This is a genomic window from Streptomyces sp. NPDC036822, assembly GCF_055609145.1.
Genome location: NZ_JBVJPY010000001.1, coordinates 557,142 through 573,726, shown reverse-complemented (window position 1 = coordinate 573,726; position 16,585 = coordinate 557,142). Strand labels below are relative to the sequence as shown.

Annotated in this window: 13 protein-coding genes; 7 read left to right on the top strand and 6 right to left on the bottom strand. The window is 73.8% G+C overall.

All coding sequences use genetic code 11. The features are described 5' to 3' along the window. The first annotated feature begins 117 nt into the window (after positions 1–117). The 3 genes from ACZ68P_RS02645 (at position 118) to ACZ68P_RS02635 (ending at position 3,459) form a co-directional block, all read left to right on the top strand. A complete protein-coding gene (locus ACZ68P_RS02645; RefSeq protein WP_471001465.1) occupies positions 118–1,446 on the top strand; it encodes a glycosyltransferase family 4 protein in 1,329 nt (442 codons plus the stop codon). 184 nt (positions 1,447–1,630) lie between these two features. Next, positions 1,631–2,386, top strand: coding sequence for a class I SAM-dependent methyltransferase (locus tag ACZ68P_RS02640; RefSeq protein ID WP_471001462.1), 756 nt, complete (start codon positions 1,631–1,633; stop codon positions 2,384–2,386). Next, entirely contained in the window at positions 2,383–3,459 is a 1,077-nt protein-coding gene (locus tag ACZ68P_RS02635) for a prenyltransferase/squalene oxidase repeat-containing protein (protein WP_471001459.1), read from the top strand. The genes ACZ68P_RS02640 and ACZ68P_RS02635 overlap by 4 nt, the downstream gene beginning before the upstream one ends. Positions 3,460–3,614: 155 nt before the next feature. On the opposite strand, the gene ACZ68P_RS02630 is transcribed toward ACZ68P_RS02635, so the two are convergent. After that, positions 3,615–3,908 carry a hypothetical protein gene (locus tag ACZ68P_RS02630; protein WP_471001456.1) on the bottom strand — a complete coding sequence of 98 codons (294 nt, stop codon included), beginning with the start codon at positions 3,906–3,908 and terminating at the stop codon, positions 3,615–3,617. Between the two features lie 123 nt (positions 3,909–4,031). Here ACZ68P_RS02630 and ACZ68P_RS02625 point away from each other — a divergent pair, with 123 nt between their 5' ends. Continuing rightward, the gene (locus ACZ68P_RS02625) at positions 4,032–4,589 is read left to right on the top strand and encodes a hypothetical protein (RefSeq protein ID WP_471001453.1); all 558 of its coding nucleotides are present in this window, start codon (positions 4,032–4,034) and stop codon (positions 4,587–4,589) included. A 91-nt stretch (positions 4,590–4,680) separates the two neighbouring features. Here the strand turns inward: ACZ68P_RS02625 and ACZ68P_RS02620 are convergent, their stop codons facing one another. The 4 genes from ACZ68P_RS02620 to ACZ68P_RS02605 form a co-directional block, all read right to left on the bottom strand. Further along, positions 4,681–6,777 (bottom strand): pectinesterase family protein, encoded by a 2,097-nt coding sequence (locus ACZ68P_RS02620; RefSeq protein ID WP_471002412.1) that lies wholly within the window; start codon positions 6,775–6,777, stop codon positions 4,681–4,683. A 101-nt stretch (positions 6,778–6,878) separates the two neighbouring features. Next, positions 6,879–7,889: an LLM class F420-dependent oxidoreductase gene (locus ACZ68P_RS02615; RefSeq protein WP_471001451.1), complete on the bottom strand. Its 1,011-nt coding sequence runs from the start codon at positions 7,887–7,889 to the stop codon at positions 6,879–6,881. A gap of 127 nt (positions 7,890–8,016) precedes the next feature. Continuing rightward, positions 8,017–8,904 carry a DUF5336 domain-containing protein gene (locus ACZ68P_RS02610; protein ID WP_471001448.1) on the bottom strand — a complete coding sequence of 296 codons (888 nt, stop codon included), beginning with the start codon at positions 8,902–8,904 and terminating at the stop codon, positions 8,017–8,019. 90 nt (positions 8,905–8,994) lie between these two features. Beyond that, a complete protein-coding gene (locus ACZ68P_RS02605) occupies positions 8,995–9,861 on the bottom strand; it encodes an N-acetylmuramoyl-L-alanine amidase (RefSeq protein WP_471001445.1) in 867 nt (288 codons plus the stop codon). A 653-nt stretch (positions 9,862–10,514) separates the two neighbouring features. Between ACZ68P_RS02605 and ACZ68P_RS02600 the strand changes: the two genes are divergently transcribed. Next, the gene (locus ACZ68P_RS02600; protein ID WP_471001442.1) at positions 10,515–12,062 is read left to right on the top strand and encodes a hypothetical protein; all 1,548 of its coding nucleotides are present in this window, start codon (positions 10,515–10,517) and stop codon (positions 12,060–12,062) included. Positions 12,063–12,134: 72 nt separating this feature from the next. On the opposite strand, the gene ACZ68P_RS02595 is transcribed toward ACZ68P_RS02600, so the two are convergent. Further along, on the bottom strand, positions 12,135–12,767 hold the full coding sequence (locus ACZ68P_RS02595; protein WP_471001439.1) for a class I SAM-dependent methyltransferase: 633 nt from the start codon (positions 12,765–12,767) through the stop codon (positions 12,135–12,137). Positions 12,768–12,988: 221 nt separating this feature from the next. Between ACZ68P_RS02595 and ACZ68P_RS02590 the strand changes: the two genes are divergently transcribed. After that, entirely contained in the window at positions 12,989–14,308 is a 1,320-nt protein-coding gene (locus tag ACZ68P_RS02590; RefSeq protein WP_471001436.1) for a phytase, read from the top strand. A 98-nt stretch (positions 14,309–14,406) separates the two neighbouring features. Continuing rightward, on the top strand, positions 14,407–16,575 hold the full coding sequence (locus ACZ68P_RS02585; RefSeq protein ID WP_471001433.1) for an acyl-CoA dehydrogenase: 2,169 nt from the start codon (positions 14,407–14,409) through the stop codon (positions 16,573–16,575). Positions 16,576–16,585 lie beyond the last annotated feature (10 nt).

Sequence of the window (16,585 nt, the reverse complement as noted above, 5' to 3'; positions counted from 1 at the left end):
ACCTGCCGGTAGATTCAGTGCACCTTGAACGATCAAGAGCGATCAAGTCTGTAACTTGTTCTAGATTAGCGCGAGCGGTTACGCTCCCGCGAAACGCACGCTCGAAGGGGGCAGCGAGTGACCGCTGAGGCCATAGAGTCAGGCCCCCGCCAGGGCCTCACCGGCGACGGTGACCGTCCGTTGCGGATCGCTCTCCTCACGTACAAGGGCAACCCGTTCTGCGGGGGCCAGGGCGTCTACGTCCGGCATCTCTCCCGCGAACTCGCCCGGCTCGGGCACACCGTGGAGGTCATCGGCTCCCAGCCGTACCCGGTCCTCGACGAGGGGCTGCCCGGGCTCACCCTCACCGAGCTGGCGAGCCTGGACCTGTACCGGTCGCCGGACCCCTTCCGCACGCCCCGGCGCGACGAGTACCGGGACTGGATCGACGCCCTCGAGGTCGCCACCATGTGGACCGGCGGCTTCCCCGAGCCCCTCACGTTCTCGCTCCGGGCCCGGCGCACGCTCGCCGCCCGCCGCGGCGACTTCGACGTCGTCCACGACAACCAGACCCTCGGATACGGACTCCTCGGCGGCCCCGACGCGATCGGCGCCCCGCTCGTCACCACGATCCACCACCCCATCACCGTCGACCGGCAGCTCGACCTCGACGCCGCCGACGACTGGAAACGGCGCGCCTCCGTACGCCGCTGGTACGGCTTCACGCGCATGCAGAAGCGGGTCGCCCGCCGCCTGCCGTCCGTGCTGACCGTCTCCGGCACCTCCCGCCGGGAGATCGTCGAGCACCTCGGCGTACGCGACGACCGCATCCGGGTCGTCCACATCGGCGCCGACACCGCCCTGTGGTCCCCGGACCCGTCCGTCGCCGAGGTTCCCGGCCGGATCGTCACCACCTCCAGCGCGGACGTGCCGCTCAAGGGCCTCGTCCACCTCGTCGAGGCGCTCGCCAAGCTCCGCACCGACAACCCCGCCGCGCACCTCGTCGTCGTCGGCAAGCGCGCCGAGGACGGGCCGGTCGCCCAGGCCATCGAGCGGCACGGGCTCCAGGACGCCGTCGAGTTCGTCAAGGGCATCACCGACGCCGAACTCGTCGACCTGGTCCGCTCCGCCCAGGTCTCCTGCGTGCCGTCGCTGTACGAGGGGTTCTCGCTGCCGGCCGCCGAGGCGATGGCCACCGGGACCCCGCTCGTCGCCACCACCGGCGGGGCGATCCCCGAGGTCGCCGGCCGCGACGGCGAAACCTGTCTCGCCGTGCCCCCGGCCGACCCGGACGCGCTGGCCGAGGCCCTGCGCCGGGTGCTCGGTGACGCGGAGCTGAGGGCCCGCCTGGGGGCCGCCGGACGCCGTCGCGTCCTGGAGAACTTCACCTGGGCGCGGGCCGCCCAGGGCACCGCGGAGCTGTACCGCGAGGCGATCGCCCGGCAGGGCCGGACGGCCCGCAGGTGACCGGACTCCCGCGCCGCCCCCGGGCGCACCCGCGCGCCCGAGGAGCGGCGCAGCCCCCCGCCCGCCGTGCGGCGCAGCCCCCCGCCCGCCGTGCGGCACACCCCCGTGCCCGCCGCGCGGGCACGACTCACGGCCGCCCAGCGGCCCCATCCGTGGACCACCCCGACCGCGAAGGCAGGCACTCGTGCTGACCGTCGACTTCACCCGCTTCCCGCTCGCCCCCGGCGACCGCGTGCTCGACCTGGGCTGCGGTGCGGGCCGGCACGCCTTCGAGTGCTACCGGCGCGGCGCCCAGGTCGTGGCCCTCGACCAGAACGGCGAGGAGATCCGCGAGGTCGCCACCTGGTTCGCCGCGATGAAGGAGGCCGGCGAGGCCCCCGCCGGCGCGACCGCCACCGCGATGGAGGGCGACGCGCTCAACCTGCCCTTCCCCGACGAGTCCTTCGACGTCGTCATCATCTCCGAGGTCATGGAGCACATCCCTGACGACAAGGGCGTGCTCGCCGAGATGGTGCGCGTCCTCAAGCCCGGCGGCCGCATCGCGATCACCGTCCCGCGCTACGGCCCCGAGAAGGTGTGCTGGACCCTGTCCGACGCCTACCACGAGGTCGAGGGCGGCCACATCCGCATCTACAAGGCCGACGAGCTGCTCGGCAAGATCCGGCAGGCCGGCCTCAAGCCGTACGGCACCCACCACGCGCACGCCCTGCACTCCCCGTACTGGTGGCTGAAGTGCGCCTTCGGCGTGGACAACGACAAGGCGCTGCCGGTCCGCGCCTACCACAAGCTCCTGGTCTGGGACATCATGAAGAAGCCCGCGCTCACCCGGGTCGCCGAGCAGCTCCTCAACCCGGTCGTCGGCAAGAGCTTCGTCGTGTACTCGACCAAGCCCCATCTGCCCAAGGCCGACGCCGAGACCTCCGCGGACGTCGCCAAGTGACCTCTCCCGAGAGCATCGCCGAGCACCTCCTGCTGCCCGGTGTCCTCACCGCGGAACAGGCCGCCCGGACCGTCGCCGGAATTCTCGCCGTCCAGCGCGAGGACGGGGCGATCCCCTGGTTCCGCGGCCACCACCTCGACCCGTGGGACCACACCGAGGCCGCCATGGCCCTCGACACGGCCGGCGAACACGCCGCCGCGGCCCGCGCCTACGAGTGGCTGGCCCGCCACCAGAGCGGCGACGGCTCCTGGTACGCCGCCTACCGCGACGGCGACCCGCAGGACGTCACCGACCGCGGCCGGGAGTCCAACTTCGTCGCGTACATCGCCGTCGGGGTCTGGCACCATTACCTCTCGACCGGCGACGACGCCTTCCTCGACCGGATGTGGCCCGTCGTCTTCGCCGCCGTCGAGTTCGTCCTCGCCCTCCAGCAACCGGGTGGGCAGATCGGCTGGAAGCGCGAGCCCGACGGCACCGCCGTCGAGGACGCGCTGCTCACCGGCAGCTCCTCCATCCACCAGGCGCTGCGCTGCGCGCTCGCCATCGCCGAGGTGCGCGAGGAGCCGCAGCCCGACTGGGAGCTGGCGGCCGGCGCGCTCGGCCACGCCATCCGCAGCCACCCCGAGCGCTTCCTCGACAAGTCGCGCTACTCCATGGACTGGTACTACCCCGTCCTCGGCGGCGCCGTGACGGGTGAAGCCGCCAGGACCCGGATCCAGGCGCGCTGGGACGACTTCGTCGTGCCCGGCCTCGGCGTGCGCTGCGTGCTGCCCAACCCGTGGGTGACCGGCGGCGAGAGCTGCGAACTCGCCCTCGCGCTCTGGGCGATCGGCGAGTCGGACCGCGCCCTGGAGATCCTCCAGTCCATCCAGCACCTGCGCGCCGAGGACGGCATGTACTGGACGGGGTACGTCTTCGAGGGCGACCGGGCCGTATGGCCGGAGGAGCTCACCTCCTGGACGGCCGGCTCGCTGCTGCTCGCCGTCGCGGCCCTGGGCGGCGACGAGGCGACCGTGGCGGTCTTCGGCGGCGAGCGGCTGCCCCGGGGCCTGGAGCCCGACTGCTGCGCCTGACGAGGAGGGAGCGGGTCCGCCGCGCCTGAACGACAGGAGAACGGACCCGCCGCGCCCGCACGACAGGAGAACGGACCCGCCGCGCCTGAACGACAGGAGAACGGACCCGCCGCGCCCGCACGACAGGGGAGGGGACCGGCCGCGCCCGCACGACGTCAGTGGCGGCGCAGCAGCCGCCCCGCCACCGTGTGCCCGACGACGAGATAGACCACGGCGGCGAGACCGTAACCGGCCACTACCCGGGCCCATGCCTCGTCGAAGGTGAACAGGTCGTGCGACCAGCCCGCCAGCCAGCGGGCAGCGTCCTGGACGAACTCCACCAGGCCGTTGCCCCGGTTGGCGCCGAGCAGGTACATCAGGATCCAGAGGCCGATGATCGCGGCCATGACATCGGCGACGACGCTGATCACCCTCGCCGCCTGCGTGGTGTTACTCCGTCCGGAAGTCATAGGGTCCGCGTTACCGCGCGTGGCCGTTCGAAACCCGTTCGGAGTCGGTCGGCTGGCGGGGCGTCGGACCGGGGGCGAGGCTGGCGCCCGAGGGCTCGCCCGAGTCCCCAGGGAGGTCCGGCCGTGTCCCCATCCGCTCCGGTGCGCCTGCGCCGCGCCGTCGTGGCCCTGCTCCTGTCCTGCGCGCTCCTGGCGACCACGGCCGCCTGCGGCGGTGACGACACCCCGGGCGCGAGCGGCAGCGCGAGCCCGACGAGCAGCGGCACCTTCGAACAACAGCGGCTCGCCAAGACCCGGTTCGTCGCCAACGCGGGCCTCGCGGCCGGTGCCACGTACCAGTGGATCGTCAAGCCGTACCGCGAGGGCAAGTTCACGAAGGGCACGGACGGGCGGACCTTCGCCCTGGTGAAGGCGGGCCTCGCGGGCACGTTCGCGTACAACAGGCTCAAGGCGGCGGTGAACAACGCCAAGGGCGACCCGCTGCTCTCGAAGGCGGTGGCCCCGCTGACGGCCGGGATCGAATCGCTGAGGGAACTCGGCACGAAGCTGCGGAAGGGCGAAGCGAGCGAGGCCGACGTCGGCACCTTCGAGAACGTCATCACCAGCGTGAAGGACGCGGGCCGGAGCGCGGGCGCCGAGGTGACCGACCAGGTGCCGAGCACCTCCCAGCTCGGCGGCTGAGCCGGCCCGGCACCGCGCGACGGCGCCCGGGCTCCGGACCGCGCGACGGGCCCGGGCTCCGTATCCACGGACGGCGCCCGGCCTCCCCTCGTCAGGAGAGGGCGGGCACCCAGTCGCCGAGCCAGTCCCGCACCTCCTGGTCCGCCGCCTGCGCGTCCGTCAGGTGCGGGCGGTCGCCGCTCGCGCCGCCCGCGCCGGGGCCGGTGTTCCGGTACTCGGCGAACCGGTCGTCCTTCCAGGAGAAGCCGCCCATGTCGGTCCAGGGCGTGCTCCTGACCGCGGCGCTCAGGCTGGTGTCGCGGACCGTGGTCTGCGGGTCGACGGCCGGGTCGCCTCCGGGGTGCCAGTTCCGGCCGAGGAAGAAGCTGCCCGCCGCCACGTCACCGGTGACGGCCGAGCGGTGGATCAGGATGCCCTTGCGGCCGGCGGGGGTGCTCGGCGCCGTGACGTAGCCGGCGGAGGTGCCGTTCCAGCGCTTCTTGACCGTGATGACCGACCTGTCGATGACGACCGTCGCCCGGCCGAAGACGAAGTCGACGTTCCCCGTGACGTACGCGTTCGTGACGTAGACGCGGCCGGGCCTGTCCTTGGCGGCGGTCTCCAGCTCCAGGGTGTCCTGGTCGCCGTTGACGATCACTCCGTCCAGGACGATCCGGTCGGCCGTGGTCAGCAGGGCCACCGCCTGCTGGGCGATGTCCTGGTGGCGCGCCTCGTCGAAGTCGTTGGTGACGGTGAGGTTGCGGACCTGCGAGTCGTCGGACCGGACGGAGAGGGTGGCGCTGCCCGGGGTGCCGTAGGGGCCCGAGCCGTCGGGTTTGGTCATCCCTGCCGCGTTGCCGTACACGATGACCGTGTCCTTGCGGCTCGCGCCCGCGCCCTGGAGCGTGACGTGCGGCTTGTTCGCCGGGATGACGACCGTCTCGCGGTACGTGCCGGGCCGTACGGAGATGACGACCCGGGCGGGGTTGTCCGCCGGGACGGCGTCCACGGCCGCCTGGACGGTGCGGTACGCGCCGGAGCCGTCCTTGGCCACCGTCAGGGTCGTCGGCGCCGCCCCCGCCCCGGTCCGCGGCGCCGTCGCCGTCGCCGTCGTGCCGAGCGAAGCCCGCGGCCCCGCGCCCGACCTGAGCAGCGCGGGGACGTCGGCGGCCCTGTCGGGGGTGTACGGGTAGGACGAGCGGGGGTCGAAGGCCGTGCCGCCGCTCTCGTTGCGGCCGCGGGTGCCGGAGAAGACGTTGCCGCGCTGGACGAGGGACGCGGTGGCGTCCTTGACGACGGGGTTGTTCACGCCCTGGAAGTAGCTGTTCTCCAGGAGCATCCTCGTCGCGCCCCGGGAGTAGTTGCCGTACGCGGACGTGACGGCGGTCCCCGGGTCGTCCTGGAGGTAGTTGTTGTAGAGGTGCGCGCGCGCCGCGTTGTCGGTGGACGGGTTGCGCTGCTCGGTCTCGCGTATCCAGTTGTGGTGGATCGTGATGTCGGTGACGACCTGGGGGGTCCAGCCGATGCCGAACGCCTTGTTGCCGTTGCTCAGCCGGTTCCAGGACACCGTCACGTAGGTGCTGTCCTTGCGGACGTCGATGAGCCCGTCGGCCATGTGGCGCAGATCGTTGTGGTCGATCCACACGTGGTGGGCGCCGTCCATCTGCACGGCGTCGAAGTCGTGTTCCTTGTCGTTCCAGACGCCTTGGTACGTGTCACGGATGGTCAGGTTCCGAATGATCACGTTGTGGACGCCCTGGCCGAGGAAGAAGCCGCCCCCGACGATGTGTCCGGCGGTCCCCGAGCCGATGATCGTCTTGTCCGAGGCGACCTTGATCTCCCTGCCGACGGGGTTCACGGCGATGGTTCCGGCGACCACGATGACGTACGGCTCCGGGGCGGTGGCGTACTTCTCCAGGTCGGCGAGGGTCCGCACGGTGACGGTCCGGCCGTCCCGGCCGCCGTAGGTGCCGTTCTGGCCCAGGGCGTCGACGGACGCGAAGCCGTCGGCGACGGTGGTGGCCCAGGCCGGCGCGGGGGCGGGCGCGGGGGCGCCGGCGGCGGACGCCTGGGGGCGAGCGGTCTCGCCCAGCAGGCCGAAGGCGGTGCCGTACGCCATGACTCCCGCGGCGGTCAGGGCCAGCGGGACCCCGACGGCCCACGCCGTCCTCCGCCTGCGGTGCCGTGCCGTGCTGCGGCTGCGGTTCATGCTCATGGGCGCATCCGTTCGTGTGGGGGGGTGCTTACGCACCCCGGTCGCCGCCGAGCGGGGAAAGGTTGCCGTCGCGCCCGAGGCGCCCCCTGGGTCCCTCAGGTGACGAGCTCCGCGAGGACGCGCAGGGTGGCCGGGTCCGGCGCCGTGACCAGGAGGTCGGTGACCGGACCTGCGTGCCACAGCTCCAGCCGTTCGGCGATCCGCGCCTTCGGCCCGATCAGCGAGATGTCGTCCGCGAAGGAGTCCGGCACGGCGAGCACGGCCTCCTGCCGGCGGCCGGCCGCGAACAGCTCCTGGATGTGCCGGGCCTCGTCCGCGTACCCCATGCGCCCCATGAGGTCGGCGTGGAAGTTGCGGGCCGCGTGCCCCATGCCGCCGATGTAGAAGCCGAGCATCGCCTTGACGGGCAGCAGCCCCTCGGCGGGATCGTCGCAGAGCCGGGCGTGCACCATCGGGGCGACGAGGAAGTCCCCGGGGAGCCGCTCCGGCAGCGCGTACACCTCGGCGTGGCGCGTCGGCGACCAGTAGAGGGGCAGCCAGCCGTCGGCGATCCGCAGCGTCTGGGCGATGTTCTTGGGCCCCTCGGCGCCGAGGAGCACCGGCAGGTCGGGGCGCAGGGGGTGGGTGATCGGCTTGAGGGCCTTCCCGAGTCCGGTGCCGTCGGCCCCCGCGTACGGATGGGAGTGGAACCGCCCGTCGAGCGCGACGGGCCCCTCACGGCGCAGCACCTGACGGATCACGTCCACGTACTCGCGGGTCGCGGTCAGCGGGCTGCGCGGGAAGGGGCGGCCGTACCAGCCCTCCACGACCTGCGGCCCGGAGAGACCGAGGCCGAGCATCATCCGGCCGCCGGAGAGGTGGTCGAGCGTGAGCGCGTGCATGGCGGTGGCGGTCGGGGTCCGCGCGGCCATCTGCGCGACGGCGGTGCCCAGCCTGATCCGGGTGGTGTGCGCGGCGATCCAGGTCAGCGCCGTGAACGCGTCGGAGCCCCACGCCTCGGCGGTCCACACGGAGTCGTAGCCGAGCCGCTCGGCCTCCCGGGCGAGGTCGAGATGGGCGGGTGAGGGGCCGCGCCCCCAGTAGCCGAGGGCGAGTCCGAGGCGCATGGCCCCCACCAACCTTTCTGACGATACGTCAGTTACGGATGGGGGGACTGTACGCCGACGGCCCCTCGCCCGGAAGGGATCCCGGGGGAGGGGCCGCTGGAACGGTGCCGGTGTGCCGGCCGAGCGGTCAGCCGCGCTGGATGCCGGTCGTGTCCTGGAGGACGCCGCGACGGCCGTCCTGCGTCTGGGCGACGAGGCCGGGGCCCCGCTGCTCGACCGCCAGGTACCAGGTGCCGGGAGCCAGTTCGGCGATCGGCGTCGGGGAGCCGTCCTCGGCGTACAGGGGGCGGGCGACCGGGACCGCGAACCAGAACGGCGCGAAGTCGGACGCGGGCTGCTGGCCCTGGGCCTGCCCCTGGGCGGGAGCCTGGCCCTGTGCCGGGGCCTGCGCCTGGGCCTGGCCCTGCGCCGGCCCGGGCTGCGGGGCGTGCCCGGCGGCCTGGGGGTCGGGCTGCTGCTGTCCGCCGAACGGCTGGTGGGGCTGCGCGCCGTATCCCTGCTGGGCGCCCGGGTAGCCGTAGCCACCGGGGACGCCCGGCTGGCCGTGCTGGCCGGGCTGCATGCCGTACGGCTGCGCGGTCTGCGGCTTCGGCGCGCTGAGCAGCGGGGCCTTGAGCGCCGGCACCAGCGGAGCGGCGACGGCGGCACCGGCCAGGACCAGCGCGGCGATCAGGCCGAGGATGAGGCCCGCACCGGCGTTGTTGGACTCGAACATCCACATCAGCAGGTTCCAGGCGGAGGCGATGGCGAACGCGGCGCCGACCTGCCCCAGCTCGAGGCCGGCGACCTTCCGCGGCTGCGGAAGCAGGTGGGAGAGGACGACCAGGGCGCCACCCGCGATGCCGAGGAGGAACGCGCCCCAGCCCAGGGGCGAGAGCTCCCACGAGTTCGTGGATTCGATGTTGTCGCAGAAGTCGCCTTCACAGCCGGCGATGCCGAGGAACGAGGCGATGAACAGCACCACCGCTGCACCGATCACCACGCCATCGCCTCGAGTGAGGGAGCGGATATTCACGTAAGAGTCCTTCGTCGGGTCGTCTCGTAGGGGTGGCGCGAAGCACGGGGGCGGCCCCATCGTACGGAGCGAATCTATCGCCCGCGGGTTCTACCCCTTGAGGTAGGTCCTGATGCCGTCCGCGATTCCGCGCGCCGCTTTCTGTCGCCATGCCGCATCGGTGAGCAGTGCGGCGTCCTTCGGGTCACGCATATTGCCGCATTCGACGAAGACCTTGGGGACGGTTGAGAGATTGAGTCCGCCGAGATCGTCGCGGACGTCCAACCCCGTGCCCGCGCCGAGGTAGTTGGCGGGCGCGGTCCCGGTCGAGCGGGCGAAGTGCCGGGCGATGCCCTCGCCGAGGGTACGGGAGGGCCCGACGATCTTCGTGGTGTCGGCTCCGCCGGAGCTCACCCGGGCGGGCAGGATCACGTGGAACCCGCGGTTGCCGGTCGCAGAGCCGTCGGCGTGCACGGAGACGACGGCGTCTGCGCGGGCGGCGTTGCCGGTCCTCGCGCGCTCGTCGATGCAGGGGCCGAAGGGGCGGTCGGCGTCGTGGGTGAGGACGACGCGGGCCCCCTGGGCCGCGAGGAGATCGCGGAGACGGTGTGAAACATCGAGGGTGAACGCGGCCTCGGTGTATCCGGCGTCCGTGGACGTCCCGGTGGTGTCGCATTCCTTGCGGTTCGTCCCGATGTCGACCTTCTGGTTGATCTCCCGGGTGTGACGGAAGTTGCCCGGGTTGTGCCCGGGGTCGATGACCACGGTCCGTCCGGAGAGGGGCAGCGTCCCGCCGCCGGCCGACGGGGTGGGGGTGGCGCCGGCCCCGTCGCCCGGCCGCGCCGATCCGGGCGGGGCGGCCTGCCCGTGCCGCGTCGGCGGCGTCGCGCTCCCGGCGGTGGCGCCGCACCCCGCGAGCGTGACGCATCCGAGCAGGGCGAGGGCGGGGGCGAGGATCTTGCGGTGGTCGTACGGCACGTCGCGACTCTAGTGCGAGGCGGGGCGGACTCAGGTCGAATAGTCCGTTGACGCGAGGAGTCTGTGTGGGGAGTGTGGCGGGTAGGGAGAGAGTGCGTCGGTGACCAGACACCGCGCATGGACCACGGGGGGGCACTGTGGCGGGGCAGGAACCGAACGACGCGTCGGACCGGGCGGGGCACGACGATCCCCAGGACCCGGGGGACAGAGCTGCGCACGCGGACCCCCGGGGCGGGGCGCGGGCAGCGGGACCGGACGGCCGTCCGGGCGCGGAGGCGGCGGGCCGGGGCGCCGGATCACCCCCGGGCTTCGGCCCGCCCGCGGACCCCCGGGTGTCCGAGACGCCCTGGGCGTACGGCGGGCCGGGGAAGCCGCCGGGGGGTTCGGCTGCGCCGGGAGGACCTGGTTCCGGGGGGCCGGGTGCCGCCGGAGGACCTGCTTCCGCGGGCCCTGGTGCTTCCGAGGCCGGTGGGTTCCCCGAGGGCCCCGGGGCTTCCGGCGGACCGGCTGCTTCCGCGGCGTCCGGTGCTTCCGCGAACTCCGGTGCGGACGGTGCCTTCGGCCCGGCGGCCGGCCCGGCCCCGTCGCACGGCGCCCCCGAGGCGCCGTACAGCGCCCCCACCCCGGCGTACGGCGCGTGGGGCGGGGGGCCGGTGCCGCCGCCGCCCGTGGGGCCGCCGCAGGTTCCCCCGCCGCCCGCCGGGGCACACCCGGCGCAGGCCGCGCTGGTCGGACTGCTGAACCTCTCCTGCCTGGGCCTCGGGTACGTCCTGCTCAGGCAGTGGGCCCTGGCCGCCGTCTGCTGGGGCGCCACGGCCGCCCTGCTCTTCGTCGCCCTCCCGGCCGACGTCGACGGCGTACCCACCGGCTTCCTCGTCGGCTACGGCGTGTTCCTGCTGGCCGCCGCCGCGGACGGTGCCCGGCGCGGATGGCGTGCCCCCCGGCGCGCCCTCGCGCTCCCGGCGGCGCTCCCCGTGGCACTCGCCCTGGCCTTGCTGGTCGTGCCCGTGGGCGGCACGCTCGCCTACGGCTCGGCCCGCGACGAGGCCGTGGAGCAGTCGCTCCTCGACCGCCTCGCCGCCGCCGACGCCTTGGTGAAGTCGGCCGAGGGGCAGAGCTTCAGCAGCGCCGAGGCCGACTACCGCGAGGCGCTCCTCACCTACCAGGACCTCGGTTCCCGCCGGGCCGGCTCCCGGGCCGGGCGCCTCGTCCCCGACCGCCTCGGCGCCTACTACGCGGCCGTCTCCGCGCCCTACGACGCCAAGAACTACTGCGAAGCCGTTCCCCGCCTCCAGCATCTGCGCGGTCTGCCGGGGACCGTGGACCGCTCGCTCCTCGGCGACCTGGCCGGCAAGGCCGACGAGCCGCTGGCCCACTCCTGGTACGAGTGCGGCACGAGCCGTATCGGTGTCGCCGGCGCCGAGGCGACCGCGGGGGAGCACCTCAACGCCCTGCTGTCGACGTTCCCCCAGTCGCCGCACGCCCAGAAGATCGAGGCCGCGGTCGAGGAGACCATCCGCGGCCGCGAGGCCGCGCTGACCGGCGCCGGAGCCGACCCGTGCGGCAAGGTGACCGAGCTGCGCCGCGTCGGCACCACCGTCGACCTGCTGCCCAAGCCCGCCTTCGCCGCCCTCTCGCGGGCGAACGGCGACGCGGTGCGCAAGGGCGACTTCGCCTGCGGTGTCAGGCACTTCGAGGACAAGGAGTACACCGACGCCATCCGGACGATGACGGAGTACGCCACGCAGTACCCGAACAGCCCGCAGCTGGCCCACGCGCGGTCCATAGCGATCGCCGCCGAGATCGCCGAGGAGGAGCCGGCGGCGGGGAAGCGACTTCCCCCGGCCACGGCGCCGGGCGGCTCGCGCATGGTGATGGTGGTCTCGAACGACGGCCCGGGAGAGGTCGAACTCCTCTACACAGGGCCGGTGACCGGACGCGTCACGATCAAGGCGTGCGGCACGTGCAAGGCCTACCCGGGCAGCCTCGCCCGCAACGCGCCGAAGATCAAGGCGTGCTCCGGACCGTCGTCGAAGTACCCCAAGACGACGATCACGCTCCCCGCCGGCAACTACCACTTCCTGCACAAGCGGGACGGGACGGGCTCCTCCTCCGCCGTGAACAAGTCGAGCACGGCGAAGATCGAACCCGGCTACAGCTACACGAACTGCCTCTACGTCACTTCGGGCTTCGGCCTCTAGGGCGTTTCGACGTCCCGCCAGCCGCGCCGCGGGCCCGCATCCGCGGCCCGGGCGGGGGCGGCCGGACGCGCGCTAGCGGCGCCGCAGGACCCGCAGGGAGTCGGTGACGGAGATCTCCTCGAAGTCGCCGGACTCCAGGGCCCGGAGGTAGATGCGGTACGGAGCCTGGCCGCCGTCCTCCGGGTTCGGGAAGACGTCGTGGATCACGAGGACGCCGCCGGCGGCGACCTTCGGGGCCCAGCCCTCGAAGTCCGCCGTCGCGTGCTCGTCGGTGTGACCGCCGTCGATGAAGACGAGGCCGAGCGGACCCGCCCACACCTTCGCGACCTGGGGGGAGCGCCCGACCACCGCGACGACGTGCTCCTCCAGACCGGCGGCGTGCAGGGTCCGGCGGAACGTCGGCAGCGTGTCCATCCGGCCGACCTCCGGGTCGACGACCGACGGGTCGTGGTACTCCCACCCCGGCTGCTGCTCCTCGCTGCCCCGGTGATGGTCCACGGTCACGGCGACGGTCCCGGCCGCCCGGGCCGCGTCCGCCAGCAGGATCGTGGAGCGCCCGCAGTACGTGCCGACCTCCAGGAGGGGCAGCCCGAGCCCGGCGGCCCCGGCGGCGGCCTCGTACAGCGCGAGCCCTTCCTCGACGGGCATGAAGCCCTTGGCGGCCTCGAAGGCGGCAAGGATCTCGGGGGCGGGCGCGGCGGCCATGGGCGGGTCCTCCTACTGGCGGGTACGTTCGTGCGAGCGCCATCGTGCCCTACGCACCCCGCCGGAACCACACCGTCCGCCCGGCCGCACGGTCCGCCGGACCGCACCGGTCGCTGAACCTGTTCAGCTGACGGGTCATCCGATGTTCACGGCGGTGTCCGTCCCCGCTCACCCCCGGGGCCTAACGTCGCGCGGGTCCGCTTCCCTGACCGAGGAGAACCGTGAGCGCATCCGCCGTGTCGGCCCTGGCCGCCGCGTTCCTGCTGGTGTCCGGCGCCCCCGCCCAGCCCGGGCCGGTGACCGTCACCGCGTCCGTCGAGACACCCGCCGTGTACGACGACGAGGCGGGCGGCAACGCCGACGCCGACGACCCGGCCGTGTGGGTCGACCCCACGCGCCCGGGGCGCAGCATCGTGATCGGCACGCTGAAGGAGGCCGGCCTCGACGTCTACGGCCTCGACGGCCGGCGCCTCCAGCACATAGCCGCGCCGGCGGCGCCCGGTGAGGAGGCCGCCCCGGGCCGCTTCAACAACGTCGACGTCGTCTACGGCTTCGAACTGAGGGGCAGGAAGACGGACCTGGCGCTCGTCAGCGACCGGGGCCGCGACCGGGTCCGCGCCTTCGCGATCGACCCCGCCGCCGTCGCGGCCGGAAGGCCGCCCCTCACGGACGTGACGGCGCCCGACGTCAGGCCGGTCTTCGCCGCCGACGAGGGCGAGGTGGACGACCAGCGCACGGCGTACGGGCTCGCCGCGTTCAGCGACGACGACGAGGCGTACGTCGTGGTGTCCCAGCGGGAGGAGACCCGTCTGAGGCTGCTCGAACTCGAGGACCGGGGCGGGAGGGTGGGGTACCGGACCAAGGACACCCTCGACCTGCCCGGGAGCTTCGCGCTGCCCGACGGGACGACCTGGTCGCCGTGCGCCGATCCCGGGGAGCGCCCGCAGGTCGAGGGCATGGCCGTGGACCAGGAGGAGCACGTCCTCTACGCGGCCCAGGAGGCCGTGGGGCTGTGGCGCGTCGACCTCGACGACGAGGAGTTCGGGCGGCCCGAGTCGATCGACCGCGTCCGCGAGTACGGCACGCCGTGGACGTACGACCCCGTCGAGGAGGAGTGCGTCCTCGACACCGCCGCCGATCCCGGCTTCGGCGGTGAGCACCTGAGCGCCGACGCCGAGGGCGTCACGGTCTACCACGCGGCGGACGGCGCCGGCTATGTGCTCGCCTCCAGCCAGGGGGACGACGCCTTCGCGGTGTACGGGCGCAAGGGCGACAACGACTACATCGGCTCCTTCGCCATCGTCGACGGCCCCGCCGTCGACGGCGTGCAGCACTCCGACGGTTCCACCGTGGTCAACGTCCCCCTGGGGCGGGCCTTCCCGCAGGGCCTGCTGATCACCCACGACGGCGAGGCGACCCCTGCGGACGGGGAGCGCGAGGGCACCGGCTTCAAGCTGACGCCGTGGGAGGCGGTGGCCACCGCGTTCCCTGAGCCGCTCACGGTCGACACGCGGTCGTTCGACCCGCGCGACACGGACTGACCGTTCCGGCCGCGTTCTCCGCCCGACCCCGCCCCCGATCGCATTCGACCCTCATCTGACCTTCCGTCAGATTGTAACGTGTTCTAGTCTGCCCTGCCATGGGCATCGCCATCACGCAAGAACAGCGGGAGCTCGCCCGATCCGTCCGTGGCTGGCTCGCACGTGCCGTCCCGCCCCAGGAGGTCCGCAAGCACCTCGACGTCCCCGGTACCGCCGCCGCGCGCCCGGGCTACTGGGACGCCGCCGCCGGACAGGGCCTCCTCGGCGTGCATCTGCCCGAGGAGTGCGGCGGCGGAGGCGGTGACCTCGTCGATCTCGCCGTCGTGCTGGAGGAGGCCGCGCGGGCGTCGCTGCCGGGGCCGTACCTGCCGACCGTCCTCGCCGCGGAACTGCTGGTCCGCGCGGGGCGGCTCCCGCTCGCCGGCGAGCTCGCCGCGGGACGCCGTGTCGCGGCCGTCGCCCTCGCGCCCGGCGGGCTCACCGGCGTCGAGACCCCCGACGGGCTCGTCCTCGACGGCAGCGCCCCGCCCGTGCTCGGCGGCGCCCAGGCGGATCTGCTGATCCTGGCGGCCACCACCGCCCGCGGCACCGTCTGGGCGGCCGTCGACGCCGAGGCCCTGTCCGTCCGGCTCCACGAGAGCGCCGACCCCACCCGCCCGACCGCCGAGGTCACCGCCGCCGGGGCCCGGGTCCCCACCGACCGGGTCCTCGGCGTCGAATCCGCGCTCGTCCACGACCTCGCCGCCGTGCTCTTCGCCGCCGACGCCTGCGGCACCGCCGCCCGCGCCCTGGAGGCCGCCGCCGAACACGGCAGGACCCGCGAACAGTTCGGGCGGCCCATCGGACGGTTCCAGGGGGTCAAGCACCTCTGCGCCGACATGCTCGTACGCGTCGAGCAGGCCGGCGCCCTCACCTGGGACGCCGCCCGCGTGACGGCCGGCGAACCCGGCGACGTGCGGTCCCTGGCCGCCGCGCTCGCCGCCGCCACCGCCCTCGACGCGGCCTACGGCTGCGCCAAGGACTGCGTCCAGATCCTCGGCGGCATCGGCTTCACCTGGGAGCACGACGCCCACCTGTGGCTGCGCCGCGCCCTCGTCGCCCGCCAGCTCCTCGGCCCCGGCGACCACCACCGGGCCCGCGCCGTCCGGCTCGCCGTCGGCGGCACCCGGCGCGAAATCCGCCTCAAACTGCCCCCGGAGGCGGACGCCCACCGAGCCCGGGCCCGCGAGGCCGTCGCCCCCGCCGCCGGGCTCGACCCCGCCGCCGCCCGCCGCCTGCTGGCCCCCACCGGCTACGCCGCCCCGCACCTCCCGCCGCCCTACGGACTCGGTGCCGGGCCGCTCCACCAGCTCGCCGTCCAGCGGGAGACCGCCGACGCGGGCGTGCGGCTCTCCGGACTCGGCATCGCCACCTGGGTCGTCCCGTCCCTGCTCGCGTACGGAACCCCCGAGCAGCAGGCCCGGTTCCTCGGCCCCACCCTGCGCGGGGACCTGCTGTGGTGCCAGCTGTTCTCCGAGCCGGACGCCGGCTCCGACCTCGCCTCCCTGCGGACCCGGGCCGAGCGCACCGGCGACGGCGGCTGGCGGATCGACGGACAGAAGGTGTGGACGAGCGCCGCCCAGTGGGCCGACTTCGGCATCCTCCTCGCCCGCACGGACCCCGACGCCCCCAAGCACCAGGGGCTGACGTACTTCGTCGTCGACATGAAGAACACCCCGGGGATCGACATCCGGCCACTGCGGGAGATCACCGGCGACTCGCTCTTCAACGAGGTCTACCTCGACGGCGTGCCGCTGCCCGCCGACGCCGTCGTCGGCGAAGTGAACGACGGCTGGCGGGTCGCCCGCAACACCCTCGGCAACGAACGGGTGCACATGGCCGACCAGGTCGCCTTTGACAGCGGCCTCGAAGCGCTGATCGCGCGGGCGGCCGACGCCGACAGTGACGTACGGGTCCGGATCGGGGCGCTCGCCGCCGAGGCCCACGCACTGGCCTGCATCGGCCTGCGGACCACGATGCTCCAGGTCTCGGGGCTCGAACCGGGCGCGGGAGCCAGCGTCCGCAAGCTCGTGCAGACCGTCCACCAGCAGAAGGTCGCGGAGCTGACCCTCGAACTGCTCGGTCCGGCGGGCGCGGTACGGGAGGGGGCGGGGGAGCGGGCCGTGCACGGGCTGCTGATGTCCCGCTGCCTGACCATCGCCGGAGGCACCACACAGGTCCAGCTCAATGTCGTCGCCGAGCGCCTGCTCGGCCTGCCGCGGGACTGAACCGAGGGGA

Coding starts and splice junctions, on each gene's coding strand:
- ACZ68P_RS02630 (WP_471001456.1), bottom strand. CDS start 3,908: ATGACTTCCGGACGGAGTAACACCACGCAGGCGGCGAGGGTGATCAGC.
- ACZ68P_RS02620 (WP_471002412.1), bottom strand. CDS start 6,777: ATGAACCGCAGCCGCAGCACGGCACGGCACCGCAGGCGGAGGACGGCG.
- ACZ68P_RS02615 (WP_471001451.1), bottom strand. CDS start 7,889: ATGCGCCTCGGACTCGCCCTCGGCTACTGGGGGCGCGGCCCCTCACCC.
- ACZ68P_RS02595 (WP_471001439.1), bottom strand. CDS start 12,767: ATGGCCGCCGCGCCCGCCCCCGAGATCCTTGCCGCCTTCGAGGCCGCC.
- ACZ68P_RS02585 (WP_471001433.1), top strand. CDS start 14,407: ATGGGCATCGCCATCACGCAAGAACAGCGGGAGCTCGCCCGATCCGTC.